The 24,126-nt window shown below is 71.4% G+C and carries 16 protein-coding genes; 9 read left to right on the top strand and 7 right to left on the bottom strand.

Translation table 11 applies throughout. The annotated features are described in order from the left end of the window. The first annotated feature begins 50 nt into the window (after positions 1-50). The 8 genes from ACH4N1_RS00820 (at position 51) to ACH4N1_RS00785 (ending at position 14,609) form a co-directional block, all read left to right on the top strand. Entirely contained in the window at positions 51-1,325 is a 1,275-nt protein-coding gene (locus ACH4N1_RS00820) for an extracellular solute-binding protein (protein WP_398093513.1), read from the top strand. 108 nt (positions 1,326-1,433) lie between these two features. Continuing rightward, a complete protein-coding gene (locus ACH4N1_RS00815; protein ID WP_398093511.1) occupies positions 1,434-2,435 on the top strand; it encodes a carbohydrate ABC transporter permease in 1,002 nt (333 codons plus the stop codon). A gap of 13 nt (positions 2,436-2,448) precedes the next feature. Beyond that, positions 2,449-3,354, top strand: coding sequence for a sugar ABC transporter permease (locus ACH4N1_RS00810; protein WP_398093509.1), 906 nt, complete (start codon positions 2,449-2,451; stop codon positions 3,352-3,354). A 247-nt stretch (positions 3,355-3,601) separates the two neighbouring features. Further along, positions 3,602-5,296 carry a glycoside hydrolase family 13 protein gene (locus ACH4N1_RS00805; protein ID WP_398093507.1) on the top strand — a complete coding sequence of 565 codons (1,695 nt, stop codon included), beginning with the start codon at positions 3,602-3,604 and terminating at the stop codon, positions 5,294-5,296. Between the two features lie 268 nt (positions 5,297-5,564). Further along, complete coding sequence (locus ACH4N1_RS00800; RefSeq protein WP_398093506.1) at positions 5,565-6,938, top strand: alpha-amylase family protein; 1,374 nt, start codon at positions 5,565-5,567, stop codon at positions 6,936-6,938. Positions 6,939-7,112: 174 nt separating this feature from the next. Continuing rightward, positions 7,113-12,515, top strand: coding sequence for a pullulanase-type alpha-1,6-glucosidase (gene pulA, locus ACH4N1_RS00795; protein WP_398093504.1), 5,403 nt, complete (start codon positions 7,113-7,115; stop codon positions 12,513-12,515). Between the two features lie 70 nt (positions 12,516-12,585). Next, entirely contained in the window at positions 12,586-14,208 is a 1,623-nt protein-coding gene (locus ACH4N1_RS00790) for a SpoIIE family protein phosphatase (RefSeq protein WP_398094375.1), read from the top strand. A 44-nt stretch (positions 14,209-14,252) separates the two neighbouring features. Beyond that, complete coding sequence (locus tag ACH4N1_RS00785; protein ID WP_382782313.1) at positions 14,253-14,609, top strand: 5-carboxymethyl-2-hydroxymuconate Delta-isomerase; 357 nt, start codon at positions 14,253-14,255, stop codon at positions 14,607-14,609. Positions 14,610-14,633: 24 nt separating this feature from the next. On the opposite strand, the gene ACH4N1_RS00780 is transcribed toward ACH4N1_RS00785, so the two are convergent. Both ACH4N1_RS00780 and ACH4N1_RS00775 read right to left on the bottom strand, forming a co-directional pair. Continuing rightward, complete coding sequence (locus ACH4N1_RS00780) at positions 14,634-15,323, bottom strand: TetR/AcrR family transcriptional regulator (protein ID WP_398093502.1); 690 nt, start codon at positions 15,321-15,323, stop codon at positions 14,634-14,636. 66 nt (positions 15,324-15,389) lie between these two features. After that, complete coding sequence (locus ACH4N1_RS00775; RefSeq protein ID WP_398093500.1) at positions 15,390-17,312, bottom strand: hypothetical protein; 1,923 nt, start codon at positions 17,310-17,312, stop codon at positions 15,390-15,392. Between the two features lie 177 nt (positions 17,313-17,489). On the opposite strand from ACH4N1_RS00775, the gene ACH4N1_RS00770 reads away from it, so the two are divergent. Continuing rightward, positions 17,490-17,927 (top strand): hypothetical protein, encoded by a 438-nt coding sequence (locus tag ACH4N1_RS00770; protein ID WP_398093498.1) that lies wholly within the window; start codon positions 17,490-17,492, stop codon positions 17,925-17,927. 160 nt (positions 17,928-18,087) lie between these two features. Here the strand turns inward: ACH4N1_RS00770 and ACH4N1_RS00765 are convergent, their stop codons facing one another. From ACH4N1_RS00765 to ACH4N1_RS00745, 5 genes are all read right to left on the bottom strand, one after another. After that, entirely contained in the window at positions 18,088-19,629 is a 1,542-nt protein-coding gene (locus ACH4N1_RS00765) for a DUF1996 domain-containing protein (protein WP_398093497.1), read from the bottom strand. Positions 19,630-19,890: 261 nt separating this feature from the next. Next, positions 19,891-20,892 carry an NAD-dependent epimerase/dehydratase family protein gene (locus ACH4N1_RS00760; RefSeq protein WP_398093495.1) on the bottom strand — a complete coding sequence of 334 codons (1,002 nt, stop codon included), beginning with the start codon at positions 20,890-20,892 and terminating at the stop codon, positions 19,891-19,893. 60 nt (positions 20,893-20,952) lie between these two features. Next, complete coding sequence (locus tag ACH4N1_RS00755) at positions 20,953-21,546, bottom strand: winged helix-turn-helix domain-containing protein (RefSeq protein ID WP_398093494.1); 594 nt, start codon at positions 21,544-21,546, stop codon at positions 20,953-20,955. 414 nt (positions 21,547-21,960) lie between these two features. After that, positions 21,961-22,992 carry a glutamine synthetase gene (gene glnII, locus ACH4N1_RS00750; protein WP_363087119.1) on the bottom strand — a complete coding sequence of 344 codons (1,032 nt, stop codon included), beginning with the start codon at positions 22,990-22,992 and terminating at the stop codon, positions 21,961-21,963. A 289-nt stretch (positions 22,993-23,281) separates the two neighbouring features. Further along, on the bottom strand, positions 23,282-24,013 hold the full coding sequence (locus tag ACH4N1_RS00745) for a hypothetical protein (protein WP_398093492.1): 732 nt from the start codon (positions 24,011-24,013) through the stop codon (positions 23,282-23,284). Positions 24,014-24,126: the final 113 nt, after the last annotated feature.

Raw genomic sequence — 24,126 nt, 5'->3', positions numbered from 1 at the left:
ACGGGGCCGCTCCCTGGGCTACCCGGGCTTTCACCCTCAAGGAGAACTCAATGCGGCGTGGCATAGCGGCCACCGCGCTGGTGGCGTCCCTCGCCCTCGCGGCGACGGCCTGCGGCGGAAGTGACGACAGCGGCGATTCGGCCGACGGTCCGGTCACGATCACCTGGTGGGACACCTCCAACGCCACCAATGAGGCGCCGACGTACCAGGCCTTGGTCAAGGAGTTCGAGGCCGCCAACAAGGACGTCAAGGTCAAGTACGTCAACGTCCAGTTCGACCAGGCGCAGAACAAGTTCGACACCGCCGCCGGTTCCAAGGGCGCCCCGGACGTGCTGCGCTCCGAGGTCGGCTGGACCCCCGCCTTCGCCAAGAAGGGCTTCTTCCTGCCGCTGGACGGCACCGACGCCCTCGCCGAGCAGGACAAGTTCAAGTCGAACCTGATCGAGCAGGCGAAGTACGAGGGCAAGACGTACGGCGTGCCGTTCGTCACCGACACCCTCGCGCTCGTCTACAACAAGGCGCTGTTCACCAAGGCCGGCATCACCGAGGCGCCCAAGACCTGGGACGACCTGAAGAAGGCCGCCGCCACGATCAAGGACAAGACCGGCGTCGACGGCTACTGGGGCTCCACCCAGGCCTACTACGCCCAGTCCTTCCTCTACGGCGAGGGCACCGACACCGTCGACGCCGACGCCAAGAAGATCACCGTCAACTCGGCGGCGGCGAAGAAGGCGTACGGCACCTGGCTCGGCATGTTCGACGGCAAGGGCCTGCACAAGGCGGACACCACCGCCGACGCCTACGCCCACATCCAGGACGCCTTCGTCAACGGCAAGGTCGCGGCCATCGTCCAGGGCCCGTGGGAGATCACGAACTTCTACAAGGGTTCGGCCTTCGCGGACAAGAACAACCTGGGCATCGCCACCGTCCCGGCCGGCTCCACCGGCAAGGCGGGCGCCCCGACCGGCGGCCACAACCTCTCGGTCTACGCCGGCTCCGACGCCGCCCACCAGAAGGCCGCGCTGAAGTTCGTCAACTTCATGACCTCCGCGAAGACCCAGGCGGCCATCGCGCAGAAGAACTCCACGCTGCCGACGCGCGACGACGCCTACACCGCCGAGGTCAAGGCCGACCCGGGCATCGCCGGCTACCAGACCGTGCTGTCCGCCGCCCAGCCGCGTCCGGCGCTGCCGGAGTACAGCTCCCTGTGGGGCCCCCTGGACACCGAACTGCCCAAGATCGCGGGCGGCAAGGAGTCCCTCGACAAGGGCCTGAGCACCGCCGAGACCGCCATCGCCAAGCTGGTGCCGGACTTCAGCAAGTGAGCCCCGCGTGGCCGCCGGATCACCCCGAGCACGGGGGAGTGATCCGGCGGCCACCGGCCTGTGCCCCAGCCCGCCCCTGATCTTCGAATTTCCAGAAGGTGTCGAACCATGACAGTCGCCATCGACCGCGCGACCGGCAAGCGCCGCGGTGACGCGCCGCGCCCCGGGCTGGGTCAGCGCCTGAAGCACGGTTACCAGAAGCACTGGTACGCCTACGTCATGATCGCCCCCGTGGTGGTCGTCCTCGGCGTCCTCGTGCTGTACCCCCTCGGGTACGGCCTGTACCTCACCCTCACCGACGCCAACAGCCTCAACACGGCCCGCACGATCGGCGTCAACGAGATCGAGGCCACCTACAAGTTCATCGGCCTGGACAACTACGCCGACATCCTGTGGGGCGAGACCGCCTACGACCGCTTCTGGTCGCACTTCATCTGGACGATCGTCTGGACGGCGGCCTGTGTCGCCCTGCACTACACCCTCGGTCTCGGCCTCGCCCTCCTGCTCAACCAGAAGCTGCGCGGCCGCACCTTCTACCGGCTGATCCTGGTCCTGCCCTGGGCCGTGCCGACCTTCGTCACCGTCTTCGGCTGGCGGTTCATGCTCGCCGACGGCGGCATCATCAACTCCGCCCTGGAGAGCCTGCACCTGCCGACGCCGCTGTGGCTGGAGGACAGCTTCTGGCAGCGGTTCGCCGCGATCATGGTCAACACCTGGTGCGGCGTGCCGTTCATGATGGTCTCCCTCCTGGGCGGCCTGCAGTCCATCGACTCCTCGCTCTACGAGGCCGCCGAGATGGACGGTGCCAACGCCTGGCAGCGGTTCCGCTACGTCACCCTGCCCGGCCTGCGCTCGGTCAGCTCGACCGTCGTCCTCCTCGGCATCATCTGGACCTTCAACCAGTTCGCCGTGATCTTCCTGCTGTTCGGCAACACCGCGCCGGACGCCCAGATCCTCGTCACCTGGGCGTACTACCTCGGCTTCGGACAGCAGCCGCGTGACTTCGCCCAGTCGGCGGCCTACGGCATCCTGCTGCTGGCCATCCTGATCGTCTTCACCTCGTTCTACCGCCGCTGGCTGAACCGCAACGAGCAGCAGCTCGCGATCTGAGGCAGGAGTTCCCATGAGCACCACCACCGTCGAGACCTCCTCCGACGTGACCGAGCCGCCCGCGGCCGCCCCCGGCAAGACCCGGGGACGCGAGCAGCGCGGCGTCGCCGCCTCGCTCGCCTCGCACGGCGTGCTGACCGTCGCCTCGCTGATCGCGCTCTTCCCGATCGCCTGGCTGGTCTACCTCTCGCTCGGCCCGGACAAGGACGACTACCTCCACCCCGGGCGCATCTGGTCGAAGATGACCTTCGACAACTACACGTTCGTCCTCCAGGAGACGAACTTCTTCGACTGGCTGAAGAGCTCGCTGGTCGTGTCGCTGGGCACCACGGTGATCGGCGTGCTGATCGCCGCCACCACCGGCTACGCGGTCTCCCGCATGCGCTTCCCCGGCTACCGCAAGTTCATGTGGGTGCTCCTGGTGACCCAGATGTTCCCGGTCGCCGTGCTGATGGTGCCGATGTACCAGATCCTGTCGGACCTCCAGCTCATCGACACCTACCTCGGTCTGATCCTGGTCTACTGCTCGACCGCGGTGCCGTACTGCGCCTGGCTGCTCAAGGGCTACTTCGACACCATCCCGTTCGAGATCGACGAGGCCGGCCGGGTCGACGGGCTGACCCCCTTCGGCACCTTCGCGCGCCTGATCCTGCCGCTCGCCAAGCCGGGCCTCGCGGTGGCCGCGTTCTACAGCTTCATCACGGCCTTCGGCGAGGTCGCCTTCGCCACCACGTTCCTGCTGGACGACGAGAAGTACACGCTCGCCGTCGGACTCCAGAGCTTCGTCAGCGAGCACGACGCACAGCGCAACCTGATGGCCGCCACCGCGGTGCTGATCGCGATACCGGTCTCCGCGTTCTTCTACCTCGTGCAGAAGAACCTGGTGACCGGCCTGACCGCGGGCGGCACGAAGGGGTGACGCCTGCCGGGACGGCGGTCGCGCGGCCGCGGCCGACCACCGGCCGCGGCCCCGTCGCGGCCGCTCCCGGCGCCGCCCACCGAAGACCCGAGGCGGCCGCGGTCACCATCCGACCCCGCTGTGACCGCGGCCGCCTCGTCAGCCACCCGGTACATCCGGCACCGCCGTACCTCCGTCCGAACCCGATGACTCCTCCCCCCGCCCGGCCTCGCTCGAGCGGGGGGAGCCCCACCGCATCAAGGAAGCCATGAGCCAGCAGCACTCCGCCGCCCCGGCCCCGACCACCCGGCCCGTCCCGGCCGTCGCCACCGTCGCGCAGCGCGGCGACTGGTGGCGGGACGCGGTCATCTACCAGGTGTACCCGCGCAGTTTCGCCGACAGCAACGGCGACGGCATGGGTGACCTGGAGGGCGTACGCTCCCGCCTCCCGTACCTGCGCGACCTCGGCGTGGACGCCGTGTGGCTGAGCCCCTTCTACGCCTCGCCGCAGGCCGACGCCGGCTACGACGTCGCCGACTACCGTGCCGTCGACCCGATGTTCGGCAACCTCCTGGACGCCGACGCCCTGATCCGCGACGCCCACGGACTGGGCCTGAGGATCATCGTCGACCTGGTCCCCAACCACTCCTCCGACCAGCACGAGTGGTTCAAGCGGGCGCTCGCCGAGGGCCCCGGCTCCGCGCTGCGCGACCGCTACCACTTCCGCCCCGGCAAGGGCGCGGACGGCGAACTGCCGCCCAACGACTGGGAGTCCATCTTCGGCGGCCCGGCCTGGACCCGGGTGACCGAGCCCGACGGCACGCCCGGCGAGTGGTACCTGCACCTCTTCGCGCCCGAACAGCCCGACTTCAACTGGGAACACCCGGCCGTCGGCGACGAGTTCCGCTCCATCCTGCGGTTCTGGCTCGACATGGGCGTCGACGGCTTCCGCATCGACGTGGCGCACGGCCTGGTGAAGGCGGAGGGCCTGCCCGACCTGGGTTCCCACGACCAGCTCAAGCTGCTGGGCAACGATGTCATGCCGTTCTTCGACCAGGACGGCGTGCACGAGGTCTACCGGCAGTGGCGCCTGGTCCTCGACGAGTACGCCGGTGAACGTATTTTCGTCGCCGAGGCGTGGACCCCGACCGTCGAGCGGACCGCCAACTACGTCCGCCCCGACGAACTGCACCAGGCCTTCAACTTCCAGTACCTGGCCACCGAGTGGGACGCCAAGGAGCTGCGCCAGGTCGTCGACCGCACCCTGGAGGCCATGCGTCCGGTCGGTGCCCCGGCCACCTGGGTGCTCTCCAACCACGACGTCACCCGGCACGCCACCCGCTTCGCCAACCCGCCCGGCCTCGGCACCCAGATCCGCACGGCGGGTGACCGCGCCCTCGGCCTCAGGCGCGCCCGCGCGGCCAGCCTGCTGATGCTGGCGCTGCCCGGCTCGGCGTACGTCTACCAGGGCGAGGAGCTGGGGCTGCCGGACGTCGTCGACCTGCCCGACGAGGTCCGCCAGGACCCGGCGTACTTCCGCGGCGCCGGCCAGGACGGCTTCCGCGACGGCTGCCGGGTCCCGATCCCGTGGACCCGCGAGGGCTCGTCGTACGGCTTCGGCGGCGGTGGCAGCTGGCTGCCGCAGCCCGAGGGCTGGGGCGAGCTGAGCATCGAGGCGCAGCAGGGCGTGCCCGGCTCGACGCTGGAGCTGTACCGCTCGGCGCTGGCGCTGCGCCGGTCCCGGCCGGACCTCGGGGCGGGCGACTCGGTGGAGTGGCTGCGCGCGCCCGAGGGCGTCCTGGCGTTCCGGCGCGGCGAGTTCGTGTGCGTCGCCAACACCACCGGTGAGCCGGTGACCATCCCGTCCTACGGCCGTGTCCTGCTCGCCAGCGGTGAGCCGGACGAGGCGGACGGCGGGACGAGGCTTCCGGCGGACACGACGGTGTGGTTCACCACGGCCTGACGGTTCACCACGGCCTGACGGTTCACCACGGCCTGACGGTTCACCACGGCCTGACGGTCCGGTCCGGACCGGTTCGTTCCGGTTCGGACCGACGTGACGTGACAGCCCGGTCCGCCACGTCCTGACGGCCCCGCGAAACTTCTTGCATCAACTTCTCCCGGCCCGCTGCCTTTTCAGGCAGCGGGCCTTTAACATCTGCGTCACCGCAAGGTTGCTGGAATCTTTCAGCAAGAACCTTCAACACCCTTCAACGTCGAAGGAACCCCACATGGCACGCAGAACCCTCTCCGGGGCGCTCGCCCTCTCGGCCGCCGCCCTTGTCATGACCCCGTCCCTGGCGCAGGCCTCCCCGCCCGGCACCAAGGACGTCACCGCCGTCCTCTTCGAGTGGAACTTCGCCTCCGTCGCCAAGGAGTGCACCAACACCCTCGGCCCCGCCGGCTACGGATACGTGCAGGTCTCCCCGCCCGCCGAGCACATACAGGGCGCCCAGTGGTGGACGTCGTACCAGCCGGTCAGCTACAAGATCGCCGGACGCCTCGGCGACCGCGCGGCCTTCCAGAACATGGTGAACACCTGTCACGCGGCGGGCGTGAAGGTCGTGGTGGACTCCGTCGTCAACCACATGTCCGCGGGCAGCGGCACCGGCACCGGCGGCTCGTCGTACACGAAGTACAACTACCCCGGCCTGTACTCCTCGTACGACTTCGACAACTGCACCTCGCAGGTCACCAACTACAGCGACCGCTGGAACGTCCAGAACTGCGAACTGGTCGGACTCGCCGACCTCGACACCGGCGAGGACTACGTCCGCGGGGCCATCGCCAGGTACCTGAACGACCTGCTCTCCCTCGGTGTCGACGGCTTCCGCATCGACGGCGCCAAGCACATCGCGGCCGCCGACCTCGCCAACATCAAGTCCCGGCTGACGAACCCGAACGCCTACTGGAAGCAGGAGGTCATCTACGGCAGCGGCGAGGCCGTCCAGCCCACCGAGTACACCGGCAACGGGGACGTCCAGGAGTTCCGGTACGCCTACGACCTCAAGCGGGTCTTCAACAACGAGAACCTCGCCTACCTGAAGAACTACGGCGAGGGCTGGGGCTACATGAACAGCTCCGTCTCCGGCGTCTTCGTCGACAACCACGACACCGAGCGCAACGGCTCCACGCTCAGCTACAAGGACGGCGCCACCTACACGCTGGCCAACGTCTTCATGCTGGCCTGGCCCTACGGCGCCCCGGACATCAACTCCGGTTACGAGTTCTCCGACACCGACGCCGGCCCGCCGAACGGCGGCTCCGTGTCCGCCTGCTGGCAGAACGGCTGGAAGTGCCAGCACGCCTGGCCGGAGATCCAGCGCATGGTCGCCTTCCGCAACGCCACCCGCGGCCAGTCGGTGACCAACTGGTGGGACAACGGCGGCGACGCGATCGCCTTCGGCCGGGGCTCCAAGGGCTACGTCGCGATCAACCACGAGAGCGGCTCCCTGAGCCGGACCTACCAGACCTCGCTGTCCGCCGGGACGTACTGCAACGTGCAGAACAACACGACGGTGACGGTCGATTCGGGCGGCCGGTTCACCGCCACCCTGGCCGCGAACACGGCGCTCGCCCTCTACGCGGGCAAGTCCAGTTGCTGACCGGGTGACCTGACCGCGTGACAGCAAGGGTCGTGAAATTTCTTGCCGAGTCTTTCACGACCCTTGCTGTAAGCCTTTCGCCGGGGTTACGGTCGCGCCGGCGCCCGGCGACACAGCCGTCCCGTGGCGCAGGGGTCGGACCCCATGAGCCGTAATCGCAAGGAGTTCACACCTGTGACACCGAGATGGCCGGCGCCCGGGACGCGCCGCACCCACCGTGCCGGGCGGGTCGCCGCGGTCACCGCGGCAGCCCTCGCGGCAGCCCTCGTGCAGCCGCTCGCGGCCCGCGCCGCCACCCCGCCCCCGCCGCCCTCCGACGCGGCGCTGGCGAAGACCGCCGCCCGGCACGACCTCACCCGCGAGCAGTTCTACTTCGTCCTGCCGGACCGTTTCGCCAACGGCGACACCGCCAACGACAAGGGCGGCCTGACCGGTTCCCGCCTCGCCACCGGCTACGACCCCACCGACAAGGGCTTCTACCAGGGCGGCGACCTCAAGGGCCTGACCCGGCGCCTCGACTACATCAAGGGGCTCGGCACCACCGCCCTGTGGATGGCGCCCCTCTTCAAGAACCAGCCCGTCCAGGGCACCGGGAAGGACGCCTCGGCCGGCTACCACGGCTACTGGATCACCGACTTCACCCAGGTCGACCCGCACTTCGGCACCAACGAGGACCTGGAGACCCTCATCGACAAGGCGCACGCCAAGGGGATGAAGGTCTTCTTCGACGTCATCACCAACCACACCGCCGACGTCGTCGACTACGAGGAGAAGTCCTACGGCTACCTCGCCAAGGGCGCCTTCCCGTACCTGACGAAGGACGGCGAGCCCTTCGACGACGCCGACCACGCGGGCACGAAGGACTTCCCCGAGGTCGACGCCGGCTCCTTCCCGCGCACCCCCACCGTGCCGTCGGCGAAGAAGGACCTCAAGGTCCCCTCCTGGCTCAACGACCCCACGATGTACCACAACCGGGGCGACTCGACCTTCGCCGGCGAGAGTTCGACGTACGGCGACTTCTCCGGCCTCGACGACCTGTGGACCGAGCGTCCCGAGGTCGTCCGGGGCATGGAGAGGATCTACCAGCGCTGGGTGCGGGACTTCGACGTCGACGGCTTCCGCATCGACACCGTCAAGCACGTCGACACGGAGTTCTGGACGCAGTGGGCCACGGCCCTCGACGCCTACGCGGCGAAGCGGGGCCGCGACGACTTCTTCATGTTCGGCGAGGTCTACTCCGCCGACACCGCCGTCACCTCCCCGTACGTCACCCAGGGCCGCCTCGACGCCACCCTCGACTTCCCCTTCCAGGAGGCGGCCCGCCAGTACGTCTCCCAGGGCGGCAGCGCGAAGAAGCTGGCCTCCGTCTTCGGCGACGACTACCGGTACACCACCGACAAGGCCAACGCCTACGAACAGGTCACCTTCCTCGGCAACCACGACATGGGCCGCTTCGGCACCTTCCTCGCCCAGGACAACCCGAAGGCCACGGACGCCGAACTGCTCGCCAAGGACCGGCTCGCCAACGAGCTGATGTTCCTCAGCCGCGGCAACCCCGTCGTCTACTACGGCGACGAGCAGGGCTTCACCGGCGCCGGCGGCGACAAGGACGCCCGCCAGACGATGTTCGCCTCGAAGACCGCCGACTACCTCGACGACGACGAGATCGGCACCGACCGCACCCACGCGTCCGACGCCTACGACACCGGCGCCCCGCTCTACCGGCAGATCAGCACCCTCGCGGCGCTCCGCAAGGCCCACCCGGCCCTCACCGACGGCATCCAGACCGAGCGGTACGCGGCGGACGGCGCGGGCGTCTACGCCTTCTCCCGCACGGACGCGAGGACCGGCACCGAGTACGTCGTCGCCTTCAACAACGCGGGCGAGGCCAAGTCGGCGACCTTCGAGACCGGTTCGGCGGGCACCGCCTTCCGCGGGCTCCACGGCACCTCCGCGACCGTCACCTCGGACGCCGGCAAGAAGATCACCGTGACCGTCCCGGCGGGCTCGGCGATCGTCCTCAAGGCGGCCGGGAGGCCCGCCGCGCCGGCCGTGAAGCCCACCGTCACCCTCCGGGCCCCGGCCGCCGGCGCCACCGGCACCGTCGAGCCGAGCGCCGACGTGGACGGCGGCGGCCTCAACCGCGTCGTCTTCGCCGCCCAGGTGGGCAACGGGAAGTGGCGCACGCTCGGCTCCGCCGACCACGCCCCCTACAAGGTCACGCAGGTCATCGGCGAGGACGTGCCCCCCGGCACCGCCCTGCGCTACAAGGCCGTGGTGATCGACTCGGCCGGTCGCACGGCGAGCGCGACCGCCGCCTCCGCCACCAACACCCCGCCCGCCCCCGAGATCCCCACCGCCTCCTCCCGCGACTACGCGGTCGTCCACTACAAGCGCACCGACGGCGACTACGCGGACTGGGGCCTGTACGCCTGGGGCGACCTCGCCGACGGCGAGTCCACGAACTGGCCCGACAGCCACCCCTTCACCGGCCGCGACGCGTACGGCGCCTTCGCCCACGTCAAGCTGAAGCCGGGCGCGTCCGGCGTCGGCTTCCTCGTCATCGACGGACAGGGGAACAAGGACGTCTCCGCCGACCGCACGATCGACGTCACGAAGACCGGCGAGATCTGGATCGAGCAGGGCAAGGAGACCGTCCTCACCGAACGGCCCGCGTACCCGGCACAGGACAAGAGCAAGGCCGTCCTGCACTACCACCGGGCCGACGGGAACTACGACGGCTGGGGCCTGCACACCTGGACGGGCGCCGCGAACCCCACCGAGTGGTCGAACCCGCTGAAGCCGGTGCGGACCGACAGCTACGGCGCGGTCTTCGAGGTGCCGCTCACCGAGGGCGCCACCAGCCTCAGCTACATCCTCCACCGGGGCGACGAGAAGGACCTCCCCACCGACCAGTCGCTGGACCTCACGGCGAACGGCCACGAGGTGTGGCTGCTGAACGGCCAGGAGAAGTACCTCCTGCCGCAGCCCGCCGGCTCCGCCGCCGCCCTCGACCTCACCACCTCCAAGGCGGTCTGGATCGACCGGAACACCGTCGCCTGGAACGGCTCCGACGCGGCCGCCTCCACCCAGCTGCTGTACTCGCGCACCGGCTCGATCACGGCGAAGGACGGCACGCTCACCGGCGCCGACCAGCGCTGGCTGCGGCTGGCGAAGAGCACCCTCACCGACGCCCAGAAGGCGAAGTTCCCGCACCTGAAGGACTACACCGCCTTCACCGTCGACCCCCGTGACCGCGACCGCGTCCGCGAGGCCCTGCGCGGCCAGGTCGTCGCCTCCCAGCGGGCCGTGAACGGCGCCGTCCTCGCCGCCACCGGAGTGCAGACCGCGGGCGTCCTCGACGACCTCTACGCGGGCGCGACCCGGGCCGACCTGGGCCCGACGTTCCGCGACGGCCGTCCCACCCTGGCCGTCTGGGCGCCGACCGCGCAGAAGGTCGCCCTGGAGATCGGCGGCTCCACCGTCCGGATGAAGCGTGACGACGCCACCGGCGTCTGGTCCGTGACCGGCCCGAAGTCCTGGAAGAACAAGCCGTACCGGTACGCGGTCACGGTGTGGGCGCCCAGCGTCCGCCAGGTCGTCACCAACAAGGTCACCGACCCCTACTCGGTCGCCCTGACCGCGAACTCCGCGCGCAGCCTGGTCGTCGACCTCGACGACAGGGCGCTCGCCCCCGAGGGCTGGTCGAAGCTGGCCAAGCCCGCCGCCGTCCCCCTCGAGGACGCCCAGATCCAGGAACTGCACGTCCGGGACTTCTCGGTGGCCGACCCGACGGCCGACGACCCCGGCACCTACCTCGCCTTCACCGACAAGGACAGCGACGGCTCCGCGCACCTGCGGCAGCTGGCGAAGTCCGGCACGTCGTACGTCCACCTGCTGCCGGTCTTCGACATCGCCACCGTCCCCGAGGAGAAGACCGACCAGGAGACCGCCGACTGCGACCTCGCGTCGTACGCCGCGGACTCCGACCAGCAGCAGGAGTGCGTGGCGAAGACCGCCGCGAAGGACGCCTACAACTGGGGGTACGACCCCTACCACTACACGGTCCCCGAGGGTTCCTACGCCACCGACCCCGACGGCACGGCCCGTACCGTGGAGTTCCGCAAGATGGTCGAGGCGCTCAACCAGGACGGCCTGCGCGTCGTCATGGACGTCGTCTACAACCACACCGCCGCGGCCGGACAGGCGTCCACCAGCGTCCTCGACAAGGTGGTGCCCGGCTACTACCAGCGACTGCTGGCCGACGGCTCGGTCGCCAACAGCACCTGCTGCGCCAACACCGCCACCGAGAACGCCATGATGGGCAAACTGGTCGTCGACTCGATCGTCACCTGGGCGAAGGAGTACAAGGTCGACGGCTTCCGCTTCGACCTCATGGGCCACCACCCCAAGGCCAACATCCTCGCGGTCCGCAAGGCCCTGGACGCCCTGACCCCCGCCCGCGACGGCGTCGACGGCAAGAAGATCATCCTCTACGGCGAGGGCTGGAACTTCGGCGAGGTCGCCGACGACGCCCGCTTCGTCCAGGCCACGCAGAAGAACATGGCCGGCACCGGCATCGCCACCTTCTCCGACCGCGCCCGCGACGCCGTCCGCGGCGGCGGCCCCTTCGACGCCGACCCGGGCGTGCAGGGCTTCGCCTCCGGCCTCTACACCGACCCCAACCCGAACGCCGCCAACGGCACCCCCGCCGAACAGAAGGCCCGCCTGCTGCACTACCAGGACCTGATCAAGGTCGGCCTCAGCGGCAACCTCGCCGCCTACCGCTTCACCGACACCTCCGGCAAGCAGGTCACCGGCGCCAAGGTCGACTACAACGGCGCCCCGGCCGGCTACGCGGCCGCTCCCGGCGACGCCCTCGCCTACACCGACGCCCACGACAACGAATCGCTCTTCGACGCCCTCGCCTTCAAGCTCCCGGCGGACACCTCCGCCGCCGAGCGGGCCCGCATGCAGGTCCTGGCGATGGCCACGGCCACCCTCTCGCAGGGCCCGGCACTCTCCCAGGCCGGCACCGACCTGCTGCGCTCCAAGTCCCTGGACCGCAACTCCTACGACAGCGGCGACTGGTTCAACGCGATCCACTGGAACTGCGCCGACGGCAACGGCTTCGCCCGCGGCCTGCCCCCGGCCGCCGACAACGCCCCCAAGTGGTCCTACGCCAAGCCCCTGCTGACCAAGGTCGGCGTGGGCTGCGCCCAGATCGGCGGCGCCTCGGCCGCCTACCAGGACCTGCTGAGGATCCGCACGACGGAGCAGGCGTTCTCCCTCGCCACGGCCACACAGGTCCAGTCTGCCCTCTCCTTCCCGCTGTCCGGCAAGGACGAGACACCCGGCGTCATCACCATGGAACTCGGCGACCTGGTCGTCGTGTTCAACGCCACGCCCGACGCACAGGACCAGCGGGTCGGCGCGCTCGCCGGAACCGGCTACCGCCTGCACCCGGTGCAGGCCGCCGGAGCCGACAACACCGTCAAGGCCGCCGCCTACGCGACGGACACCGGCACCTTCACCGTTCCGGCACGGACCGTCGCCGTATTCACCCGCACTCCCTGAAAATCGCACTACCTTGGTGGAGCAGACCTCGAACCCGGTCTGCTCCACCGCTGTGTCCGGGGGCGACACGATGAAGGCAGGCGGCAGGCGGCCCGCGGTGACCGTGCTGGTCGTGGACGACTCCACGGCCATCCGCCTCGCCATGGGCACCCTGCTGCGCCGGGCCGGCCACCAGGTCGTCACGGCCCCCACCGGCCGCGCGGCACTCGACGAACTCGACGCACGGCTGCGCGAGGGCACCCTGCCCGACGTGGCCCTCGTCGACGTGGACCTGCCCGACATGAGCGGCTTCGACCTGTGCCGCCGCATCAAGGCCCGCCCGCACCTGGCCGGTCTGCCCGTCGTGCACGTCAGCGCCGCCCCCCTCTCCCCGGCGGACCGCTGCCAGGGCCCGGACGCCGGCGCCGAGGCCCACCTGGCCCTGCCCGCCCGGCCCGGGGAGGTCGACGCCGTCGTCCGGGCCGCCGTCCGCGCCGCCCGGCTGCGCGCCGACGACCACCTGCTGGCCCGCAGTCTGGCCCTGCTGTCGGAGACGATCGCCGCCGTCCAGGCGGCCCGCTCCCCGCAGGAACTCGCCGAAGCCGCCGCCGACGGCACCTCCCGCCTCACCGCGGGCCCCGCCGCCGTCTTCGTCCTCGGCCCCGACGACGAGCTGTACCGCGGCACCTCCCGCGACCGCACCTCCCTCGCGGCGCCCGACACCGGCGCCCACCGGACCGTGGCCGCCCTGCTCCGCCGGCTCACCCGCGGACAGAGCGGGGTGCGGATCACCACCGTGCCCGCGCCGCTGTGGCCCGCCGGGTTCTTCCGGCCCGGCGTGGAACACGACGCCCGCCTCGCGCTGATCCCCACCGCCGACGGCCGGGCCGCGGTCTGCCTGGCCACCCCCACCCGCGGCGTACGCCGGGTCGACCCCGAGCGGGAGGCCCTGGTGGCCCGGCTCGCCCAGGCCACCGCCCTCGCCGCCGAACCGCTGCTCATGTACCAGGCCGAGCGGCACGTCGCCCTCACCCTCCAGCACAGCTTCCTGCCCCAGCCGCACCGGCTGCCCGAACTGCCGGGCGTCGAGGTCGCCGTCCGCTACGTCCCGGCGTCACGCGAGGCCGAGATCGGCGGCGACTTCTACGCCGCCCTGCGCACCCCCGAGGGCCACCTGGCCGCGGTCGGCGACGTCGTCGGGCACTCCCTGGAGGCGGCCACCGTCATGGTGGAGATCCGGCACGCGCTGCGCGCCCACTGCGTCGAGGAGAGCGACCCGGCCGTGCTGGCCGAACGGCTGGACCGGATGCTCCGGCACTACCACCCCGCGGTCACCGCGACCCTCTGCCTGGTGGCCATCGAGCCCGGCACCGGCCGCATCCGGATCGCCAACGCCGGGCACATCCCGCCGCTGATCATCCGCGACGGCAGCGGCGCCGACTACGCCAAGGCCGCCGGCCCGCTCCTCGGCCTGGGCGTGCCCCACCCGCCGCCCACCGAACTGGTCCTCGACCCCACCGACCGGCTCCTCATGGTCACCGACGGTCTGATCGAGACCAGGGGCACCGACCTCGCCGTGTCGATGGAACACCTGCGCGCCGCCGCCACCGGCGCCCTGCCCGGCCTGGACGCCCTGTGCGACACCCTGCTCGACTGCTTCGGCCACGAACGCGAGGACGACATCGCCATGCTGGCGCTGCGGCTCGCGCAATAGGCTGACCCCGTGGCCCACCACCGGGCCGTCCAGAAGGGGTGCCCATGCCGCAGATCACCGTCGACTACTCCGACCGGCTCGCCGACGACTTCGACCGGCCCGGCTTCGCCACCGCGCTGCACCGGGCCGTGGTCGAGATCGCGGCCGCCAAGCCGCCGGCCTGCAAGACGCGGTTCCGCCGCACCGAGGACGCCGTCGTCGGCCCCGACACCGAGGGCCACGCCATCGTGCACGTCCACATCGCCCTGCTGGCCGGCCGCACCGAGGAGACCAAGGCCAGGCTCACCGAGACGGTCCTGGAACTGCTCCGGCAGCACGTGAAGCCCGCGGCCGAAACGGTCCTGCACGCCTCCGCCGAGGTACGCGACCTCGACCCGTCGTACCGCAAGCACGAAGCCTGAGAAGCCGCCCCGCCCCGCCCCGTCCTACGACGCCAGTGCGACCAGCCGGGTCATCAGGTCGCCGAACGGGCCGTCGCCCGGTTCCTCGCTCAGGACCGGCCGCAGCAGGGCGCGCAGCTCCTCGTCGTAGGCGGCGGTGACGGCGGTGAGGGCGGCGAAGTCGCGCACGAGCTTGACCTCCAGCTCCTCGCGGGGGACGCGCCGCCCGTCCAGCCAGATCAGCGCGGTCGACTCGGCGAGCGAGATCCAGGACCGGACGACCAGTTCGAGCCGCGCGGGCGCCTCGGCGACTCCCAGGTGCGACAGGATCTGCTCGTACGCGACCTGGCGCACGGAGTCGACGAGCGCGTTCGTGGTGGAGGAGCCGACCGCCGGGCCACCGCGCATCAGGGCCGAGAAGCCGGGGCCGTGCGCGTCCACGAAGTCGAAGTACCGGCCCATCACCCGCAGCAGCCGGGCCCCCAGCGGCCCCTCGTGCGGCTCGGTGAACCGGCTCGCCAGATCCTCCGAGGCCCGCTTCAACGCGGCCTCGTACAGGCTGAGTTTGCCGGGGAAGTAGTGATAGACGAGCGGCCGCGAGATGCCCGCGGCCGCGGCTATCTCGTCGATGGAGACGTCGTCGGGGGAACGACGGGCGAACAGCTCGAGAGCGACGCCGATCAGCTGCTGCCGCCGCTCCTCCACGCCCATCCTGCGGCGAACCCCGATAGTCATGCGAACACCTTACCGATCGAATCCGGACGCGAACGGACGGGATCGGCCACGGTGTTCGCACGGCGCTCAGCGCAGCCCGCGGATCGACCGCCCGTCCTCCAGCGTCCCCTCCAGTTCGGCCTGCGCGCCCTGCCGCGTCGGCACGGCCAGCAGGTTGCCCTCGCCGGACCCGCTCACCCCGCCCGTCGCGCGCACCGACCCGGTGTCCTTGTCCCCGGCGGCGAGGAGGTACCAGGTGCCCGGCTCGGACTTCCACAGCACCCCGGCCAGGACGTGCGGGTCGCGCGGTCCGCAGGCCGCGACGTCGTCGGCCTGTGCCGTGACCGCCCCGAACAGGCCGCCCGACGTGTGGAACTGGGCCAGCACCCGGCTCCCGGCGCCCCGCCAGGTGTCGGCGCGCGTGCACGCCCAGCGGGCCTGGCCGCCCGCGTCGGGCAGCGGCTGGCGCGCGTACGCCCAGGCGTTGACCGACCGCACGCCCTGCGCGCGCATCTCGCCCAGGGAGCACGCGAACGGCGCCCAGGTGCGCAGCGCCTCCGCGCCCGTCGCCTCCTTCGGCGCGGTGGGCCGGCCCGCGGTCAGCCGGGCGGGCACCAGCTCGCCGAGATCGCTCAGCAGGTACGACCCGGAGGCGTCGGTCACCTGGAGCACGTTCCACGTGGTGCAGGCACCGGCGTGGGTGGCGGGGCTGGACAGCGGCGAGGTGATGCCGCCGGCCAGGGTCAGCTCCATCAGGCCGGCACCCGGCTTCGACAGGTCCCGCTCGGCCGCCGCGGACACCCAGGGGGCCGTCAGGTAGCGGACGTTGCCGTCGGCCCGGTCCAGGACCACCGCCGCGGCCTCGGCGCCGGTCGCGCCGTCCACCCGCGCGAAGTCCAGCGCCGCGCCCGTCGTGCCGTCCCTCGGCTCGGCGTAGCGGGCGATGCGCAGACCGTCGTACAGGAGGACCACGCGGGCCGTGGCGGTGTCGCCCGCGTACAGCAGCTGGGGCGGGCCGGCCGGGCCGCCGGAGGGGGTGCCGGGCGTCGACGAGACGCGCACCCGCTCGCCGGGGCGGGCCCAGACGGCGAGGGCGCGGCGCAGCAGCGCGTCGTCGCCGGTGAGGTCGCCGCGCGCGGGCCAGACGGAGAAGTCGGTGCGCGCGGAGGTCTTCCAGGCGGCGGGCGGGACCTTCACCAACCGCGCCGGATCGAGAGCGGCTTCGGCCGCCGGGTTCTGCGCGTACGCCGGGGCGGCAGCGCCGTCGGGCCCCCAGCCGTCACCGGGCAGCGCGACCAGCGCGCCGCACACGGCGAGCGCGGCCGCGGCGGCGAGCGCCGCCTTGGTGTGCTGGCGCCGCCGCATCAGGTCGGTGGGGCGGGCCTGGAGCGCACAGGGGTCGAACTCGGCGGACTCGAGCAGCGCGTACCGCGCGGGGACGGTGTCGGCCTCCCGCAGCGCGGCACCCGCGTCGTCGACGCCGGCTTCGGTCAGCACCTCGCGCACGTCGCCGTCGGGGAGCCTCTCCAGTCCGCGCAGGACGTAGGCGGCGCGGGCCGGGCCCGACACGGTGGACAGCCGCTTTTCCAGGGCGAGTTCGTCGGCCCCGCCGGAGCGCGGGAAGAGCCGCAGCCCCCACACCTGGGGCAGCAGCGGCGGCAGTTGGGCACGCCTGGGCCGGGCCCGGCGCCTCAGCGGCAGTCCCGCCTCCAGCGCCGTGCGGACGACGTGCAGGCGGACGTAGGCGTAGCCGGGGTCGCCGTCGCGGGCGCCGGACTGGGACGGGACGACCACGGCGGAGGCGCGGCGGCGGGGGAGGGCCCGCTGGACGAGGGCGTGGGCGCTGAGGACGCGCCTGCCGCGGCCGAGACCGGCGGGCAGCACCAGATAGGCGAGCCGGACCAGACGCGGGTAGTGCTCGACGAGCGCGGCCTCGGCCCGCTCGACGTCGACGGTCCGGTCGGCGGCGGAACCGGGTGCGGGGCGCGGGGCGACATCCTGTGACTGCACGTCCAGCAGAACGAGCGAGCCGGGCGATGGTCACCGCCGGCCGGGCGGCCCCGGCACGGCTCCCCGGCTGCCGCGAGGCCCTCCGGGCTGCCCGCGGGTGTCCTCGGGACGCGGGTAGGTTGAGCGGACCGGGCGCGGGAGCCGTATCCAGAGCGAGGCTCTCGCAGGGAGGAACAGATGAAGGTGACGCGACCGATGCTCGTGGCGGCCGCCGCCGCGGCGGCAGCGCTGGTGCTGACGGGCTGTGGTGCCGGCGAAGGCACGGAGAGCGGTGTACCGGTGACCGCGACCGGCAGTCTGGAGCACCTGGCCGCCGAGGTGAAGTGCACGCCCGACATGCAGACGGACGCCGACGAACTCCGGCAGGCGATCTGCAAGAACGCCGACGGCAAGTTCATCCTGCTGACCTTCGCCACCGACCGCGGCCAGCGCGAGTGGATCAACGGGGCCAAGGACTACGGCGGTCACTACCTGGTCGGCCGCAAGTGGGTGGCCGTGGGCGAGGAGACCAGCACCGTCACGGCGCTGCGGGACACGCTCGGCGGCGACATCGAGGAGGGCACGGACCACTCCGCGCACGAACCCTCGGAGGGTGCGACGCACTCGGGGCACTGAGTCCCCGGGAACTCCCGGTCACGGGGCACGGGGCACGGGGCACGGGTCACGGGGCGCGGGGCGCGGACAGCGCGAGAGGCCGGCGGTGAGGAATCCTCACCGCCGGCCTCTCCGTGCGCGGTCAGACCGCCGGCCTCTCAGAAGCCGGCCGGACCGTCGCTCACCTGCACCTCTTGCCGGTGTTGATGCAGTTGACCATCTTGTTCATCGTGTTCTGGGAGAAGAAGTTGATGAAGTCGTTGTGGTCGGTGATCGGCTTGTGCAGGTTCTCCGGGAAGCTGTCCACCGCGTACGGGTTCACGACCTGCCCGTTCTGGATCTTGGGCGCCGGGACGTTGTAGACCAGCCGGACCTGGAGCTGCGGGATCGCCTTGAAACCGTTCGCGCAGGTGCCGTTCGCCTGCACGAACGCCACGTGCGTGCGGTGGTTGGCGCTGTCGATGTTCTGGCCGTCCCAGCAGCTCTGGAAGTTGGTCGTGCGGACGACCTGGCTGCCCTGCGGGCAGATCGGGTACTTGTCCTCCAGCTGCACCTTGTTCTCGAAGCCGGTGCAGCTCCAGTTGACGTTGGCGTTGCCGTTGCCGTTGACGAAGGCCTTGGCGTCACCGGTGATGATGCGCAGCGCCGTCGGCATCGCGACGACCTTGCCCCGCTTGTTGCCGACGAACTTCAGCTGGGCCTGGGCCGGCTGGAGGATCTTGCCGACGTTGCCCTCCTTGCCGCCGCCGTCCTTGTTCTGGTCGAAGTCCTGCGAACCGTCCTGCACGCGCAGCACGGGCCAGAAGTACGACGACTTGTCGCCCTGGTTCTGGCAGCTGGTCTCGGCCGCGGCCAGCTCCTGGTCGCTGGCGAACGCGTCGTTGTTCTGGTTGCCGACGTAGTCGTGCAGGTGGTGCGCGCCGTTGGTGACACCGGGGGCGACGATCACGTTGTCCGTGTTGTGGTTGTCGTTGCCGTTGGTGCCGCAGGAGGTGGTGAAGGTGCCGCGCGATCCGCCGTTGCCGTTCGCGGCGAGACCGTTGGCCCCCACGCCGAGCTGGGCGTTCCGCGGGGCCTTGGTGATGTCGACGAAGTCCGCCGCCGTCGGGCCGTTGCCGCCCTGGCCGCCGTTGCCCTGCTGACCGTTGTTCTGGCCGCCGTTGTTCTGACCGCCGTTCTGCTGGCCGCCGTTCTGCTGCTGCCCGCCGCCGTTCTGCTGCTGGCCGCCGTTCTGGCCGCCGCCGGCATTGGTCTGCGCGCCCTGCGTGGTGCAGGCGGCGAGCTGGCTCAGGTCCTGGACCTGACCGCCCGCGCGCTGGATGTTGATGCGGATCCGGTCGATCGTGGCGGCCCGCTTCTCCTTCAGGGGGCCGACGATCGCGTTCTGCACGAAGCCCGCGTCGTTGGCCTGCGCCTGGCGCGTGGAGGCGAGCCGGGCGTAGGCCTCGGTGATCTGCTTGTCGAGGTTCGCCAGCTCCCTGTCGACCCCCGAACGCGCCCCGCCGGGCACGTTCGTCAGCTTCTGCCCCACGTCGGGGCAGGAGACCGTGGCCACCTGCGCGGCGGCGGCCTTGGTCTGGTTCTGCGACGAGTTCTTCGACTCGTGCGCCGAAGCGTAGAAGTTCGCCCAGATCAGCCCGCCCCCACCGAGCGCTAGGGCCGCCGATGCTGCCACGGCCTTCGTGGCCATCGACGAACGGCGTTTACGTGTGTTGCGTCCCATGGAACTCCTCTGACTTCCTTGCGGGGCAGCATCGAGGCGCCCGACAGGAGTGAAGCGGCGCCTCTCCATACGCACGCCGCCCCGCAGGTGTTCAGCGGTCTCAGAAATTGATGAGAGATCCGCGGGACAATTCCACTTCAACTGTCTTATGAGCAAAGGTGGTTGCGGCAGTCACCGGTCCCGGTCCGGCGGTCCCGGTCCGGCGGTCCCGGTCCGGCGGGACCGGTCCGGCGGGACCGGCCGGCGCGGGCAGTGGTGCCGCTACCGCGCGCCCGCCGCCAGCACCTTCGCCTCCACCTCCGGGTCCAGACCCTTCCGCGTCCGGTCCGGGCGCTGCGGCGCCTCGCCGCCGATCTCCCGCAGCCACCGCCAGGTGTCGGCGACGGTCTCCCCGACCGGCCGGCAGCTCAGGCCGGCGGCGAGGGCCCGGGAGACGTCCGCCGCGTGCAGGGCGTCGTGCAGGTCGCTGCCCGGCGGCACCCACACGGGCAGTTGGGTCCACGGCTCGATGCCCGCGGCGAGGACGGTCTCCGGCGCGGTCCAGCGCAGTTCGGCCGGACCGCCGGTGACCCGTACGCACGCCTCCAGCAACTCGCCCATGGTCGTGTGCCCCTGAGGGCTCATCAGGTTGAACGGCCCGCTCAGTTCCCGCTCCACCGCCTTGAGGGTCCACTCGGCGAGGTCACGGACGTCGACGTACTGCAGGGGCAGCTCGCGCGGCCCCGGCGCCAGGACCGGGCCGCCGCGCGCGATCCGGTTCAGCCACCAGGGCAGCCGGCCGACGTTCTCGTACGGCCCGAGGATCAGCCCGGCCCGCACCAGCACGGAGTCCGCCGCCCCGAACGCGTCCACGGCCGCCAGCTCGCCGCCCCGCTTGTCGCGGGCGTAGTCGGTCTGCTCCGCGCCGGGCTCGGCACCCTCGACCAGCGGCGCGTCCTCGGCGTACCCGGCGGGCGGGGACCAGGCGTACACCGAGCAGCTCGACACGTACACGTACCGGCCGGCGCGGCCCCGCAGCAGCCGCGCCGCCTCGTGCACCGCGCGGGGCGCCGCCGACCAGGTGTCGACGACGGCGTCCCACTCGCCGTCCTCCAGCGCCGCGAGACCGCCGGGCACGGTCCGGTCGCCCACCAGGGTCCGCGCGCCGGGGACGGACGCGTGCCGCCCCCGGTTGAAGGCCGTCACCTCCCAGCCGCGCCCGAGGGCCGCCTCGACGACGGCCCGTCCCGCGAACTCCGTACCACCCAGCACCAGAAGTCTCATGCCGGTGACTGTGCCCGGTCCGCCGCCGGGAGGGAACCGTGCTCTGCCGTCAGCAGAGGATCACGAACCGGTCGGCGGCGTGTACTTGTAGCCCACCCGGCGCACCGTCTGGATCGCCCGGCGGTGCTCCGCGCCCAGTTTGCGGCGCAGCCGGGCGATGTGGACGTCGACGGTACGGCCGTCGCCCACATGCCCGTAGCCCCACACGGTGGTGACGAGCCGGTCGCGGGTGTGCACCTGGTTCGGGTGCGCGACGAGATGCGCGAGCAGCTCGAACTCCAGGTAGGTCAGGTCGAGTTCCCGCCCGCTCACCCACGCGGTGCGCTGCACGGGGTCGACCCGTACGACCGCCTCACCGGCGGCCGTGGCCTCCTCGGGCGCCGGCCGGCCGGGCGCCGCCGCGAACGGGAACGGCGGCTGCCGGTCGGCCGGGACGAGCACCAGGTAGCCGACCATCGGTGGCTGCCCCGGCAGCGTGGGCAGGGTGTGTTCGGGAGCGGGCAGCCAGGTGGCACCCGGCGGCAGGAAGTCCGGGACGTCCACGACCTCGTCGCGGTCCACCGCGCGGAGGCGGTGCCGGGCGGTGAGGGCCGGGGTGGGGAGGGTGGAGGCGGGGAGAGCGGAGGCGTTGTGGAGGGAACGAGTGGTCGCCATGAGAGGTCAGCTCTTTCGCGCGAGAGGTTCGTCGGGAGGCGACGGCCGCGATGTGTGGTCGGGCCCGTCGGGGGACGTACGTCGTTCGCGCCGGCCGAAGACCGGGGTGTACGGCTTTAGAGGGCCGGCGCGTTCCTCGCGCGGCGACAGACCCGGTCGAAGTCGTGGTGCTGACGGGAAGGCCAGAACGGCTCGAGGTCCTGACGACCCGTCGCGGTGTGCTGCTGGAAGCCGGCCATGGGCTCATTGAAGCAGACACCGGCCCCGGACAGCAGACCGCTCTCACTGCTTGGACGCGTCCCGGCCGGAAACCGGACAAGGGGCGCCCGCCGAGTCGGCGGGCGCCCCTTCCGGGCGGACTGCGGAGTCAGACCCGGAGGAGATCCGGGATCCGGTTCCGGCGGGAGCGTGGGATCAGACCTGGCCGGCCTTCTCCAGCGCGGAGCAGCAGGTGTCCACGATCAGGCGGGTGACCAGGTAGGGGTCCACGTTGGCGTTCGGGCGGCGGTCCTCGATGTAGCCCTTGCCGTCCTTCTCGACCTGCCACGGGATGCGGACCGAGGCACCGCGGTTGGAGACGCCGTAGGAGTACTCGTTCCACGGGGCGGTCTCGTGCAGACCGGTCAGGCGGTCGTCGATGCCGGCGCCGTAGTTCTTGACGTGGTCGAGGGGCTTGGAGCCCTCACCGAGCGACTCGCACGCGGTGATGATCGCCTCGTACGTCTCGCGCATCGCCTTGGTGGAGAAGTTGGTGTGCGCGCCGGCGCCGTTCCAGTCGCCCTTGACCGGCTTGGGGTCGAGGGTGGCGGCGATGTCGAAGTCCTCGGCGGTGCGGTAGAGCAGCCAGCGGGCCACCCACAGCTGGTCGGAGACCTCCAGCGGGGAGAGCGGGCCGACCTGGAACTCCCACTGGCCGGGCATGACCTCGGCGTTGATGCCGGAGATGCCCAGGCCCGCCTTCAGGCAGTTGTCCAGGTGCGCCTCGACGACGTCACGGCCGAAGATCTCGTCGGCGCCGACACCGCAGTAGTAGCCGCCCTGCGGGGCCGGGAAGCCGCCCTTGGGGAAGCCGAGCGGGTAACCGTCCTTGAAGAAGGTGTACTCCTGCTCGATGCCGAAGATCGGCTCCTGCGCGGCGAACTTCTCGGCGACCTCGGCCAGCGCGGCGCGGGTGTTGGACTCGTGCGGCGTCATGTCGATGTTGAGGACCTCGCACAGCACGAGGATGTCGTCACCACCGCGGACCGGGTCGGGGCAGGTGAAGACCGGCTTGAGGACACGGTCCGAGGCGTGGCCCTCGGCCTGGTTCGTGGACGACCCGTCGAAGCCCCAGATCGGCAGCGCGTCCAGACCCGCGGGCTCACCCGTGATGATCTTGGTCTTGGAGCGGAGCTTGGCGGTCGGCTGGGTGCCGTCGATCCAGATGTACTCAGCCTTGAAGGTCACGGGCCACTTCCTTCGGGGGTGGGTCAGACGCACTTGCGGGTGCTGCGGCGCTGCGGCACTGGGGCGCCGCACTCGATGCCGGGCAGCCTGTCAACAGGCGATTTCCCGGCCATTGCTCGCATGTGAACCCCGTGTTACCTGGTGGTGCTGTGGCGCGGCTCACGGTGTGAGGGGACGGCCCGGTCCGGAGCCGCCGTCCGCAGGTGCGGCCGCGGGGCCCGGACGCGCCGGTCCCGCCGTCCGTGGCCGCGGACGGCGGGGCCTGTGACACGTACGTTTCTTCCGGACGTCACCCCACCTTCTCGATCAGGGCCCGGCGGATGAGGAACTTGCCGGGCTCGCGGACCTGCTCGAAGGCCGCGTTGTTCAGCAGTGCGCAACTGCCGGAGACCGAGGTCACCTCGACGGTCGTGGACTTGTCGTTGTCCAGGTTGGTGACCTTGAGCTTCGTCCCCGGCGGGAACTGGTTGCTGGACGCGGCCGGGGCGCCCGCCTCGCCGGAGAGGGTGACGGTCGAGCCGTTGCAGACCTGTCGGCCGGAGGCGGCCCCGGCGTTTCCTGTATTCCCCGCGTTGCCCGCGTTGCCCGTGTTTCCGGCCGGGGCGCTCTGCGGCGGCCGGGCGGGCTGGGTGGCCTGCTGCCCGCCGCCCTGCCCGTTCTGCCCGCCGCCCTGCCGGCCGCCCTGCGCCGGCTGCGTCGCCTGGGAGTCCTGAGCCGACTCCCCGACGACGCAACCCGACGCCTTCTGCTGCACCTCGATCTGCCCGACGACCGCTTCCCGGTTGGCGATCCGGGCCGCGGACTGCGCGTCCGGGTTCGCCCGCTGGTCGGCGATGAACCGCTGGTTGTTGCCGAGGGCGGTGGCGAGCCCCTGGCAGACGGTCGACTCGGCGGCCGTCCGCGGGCTCTGCGCGGCGTTGGAGGTGGTCGCCATGACGAAGGCGCCACCTCCCGCCACCGTCGCGGCGCCCACCAGCAGCGCGAGCTTCTTCTTCGTGCCGAGAGTTCTCCTGCGCGACATCCGCGCCTCCTGGGAGGTAGGGGAGAGTACGCCGCTATGTACGAGATACCGAACGGGGCTGCTCAGTGGTCACCGGCGTCAGTTGACGTGGCGTGCGTCACACGGGCGCCCCT

The organism is Streptomyces sp. NPDC017202 (assembly GCF_044331705.1).
Classification (GTDB): Bacteria; Actinomycetota; Actinomycetes; order Streptomycetales; family Streptomycetaceae; genus Streptomyces.
This window is presented reverse-complemented; position numbering and strand designations above follow the sequence as displayed.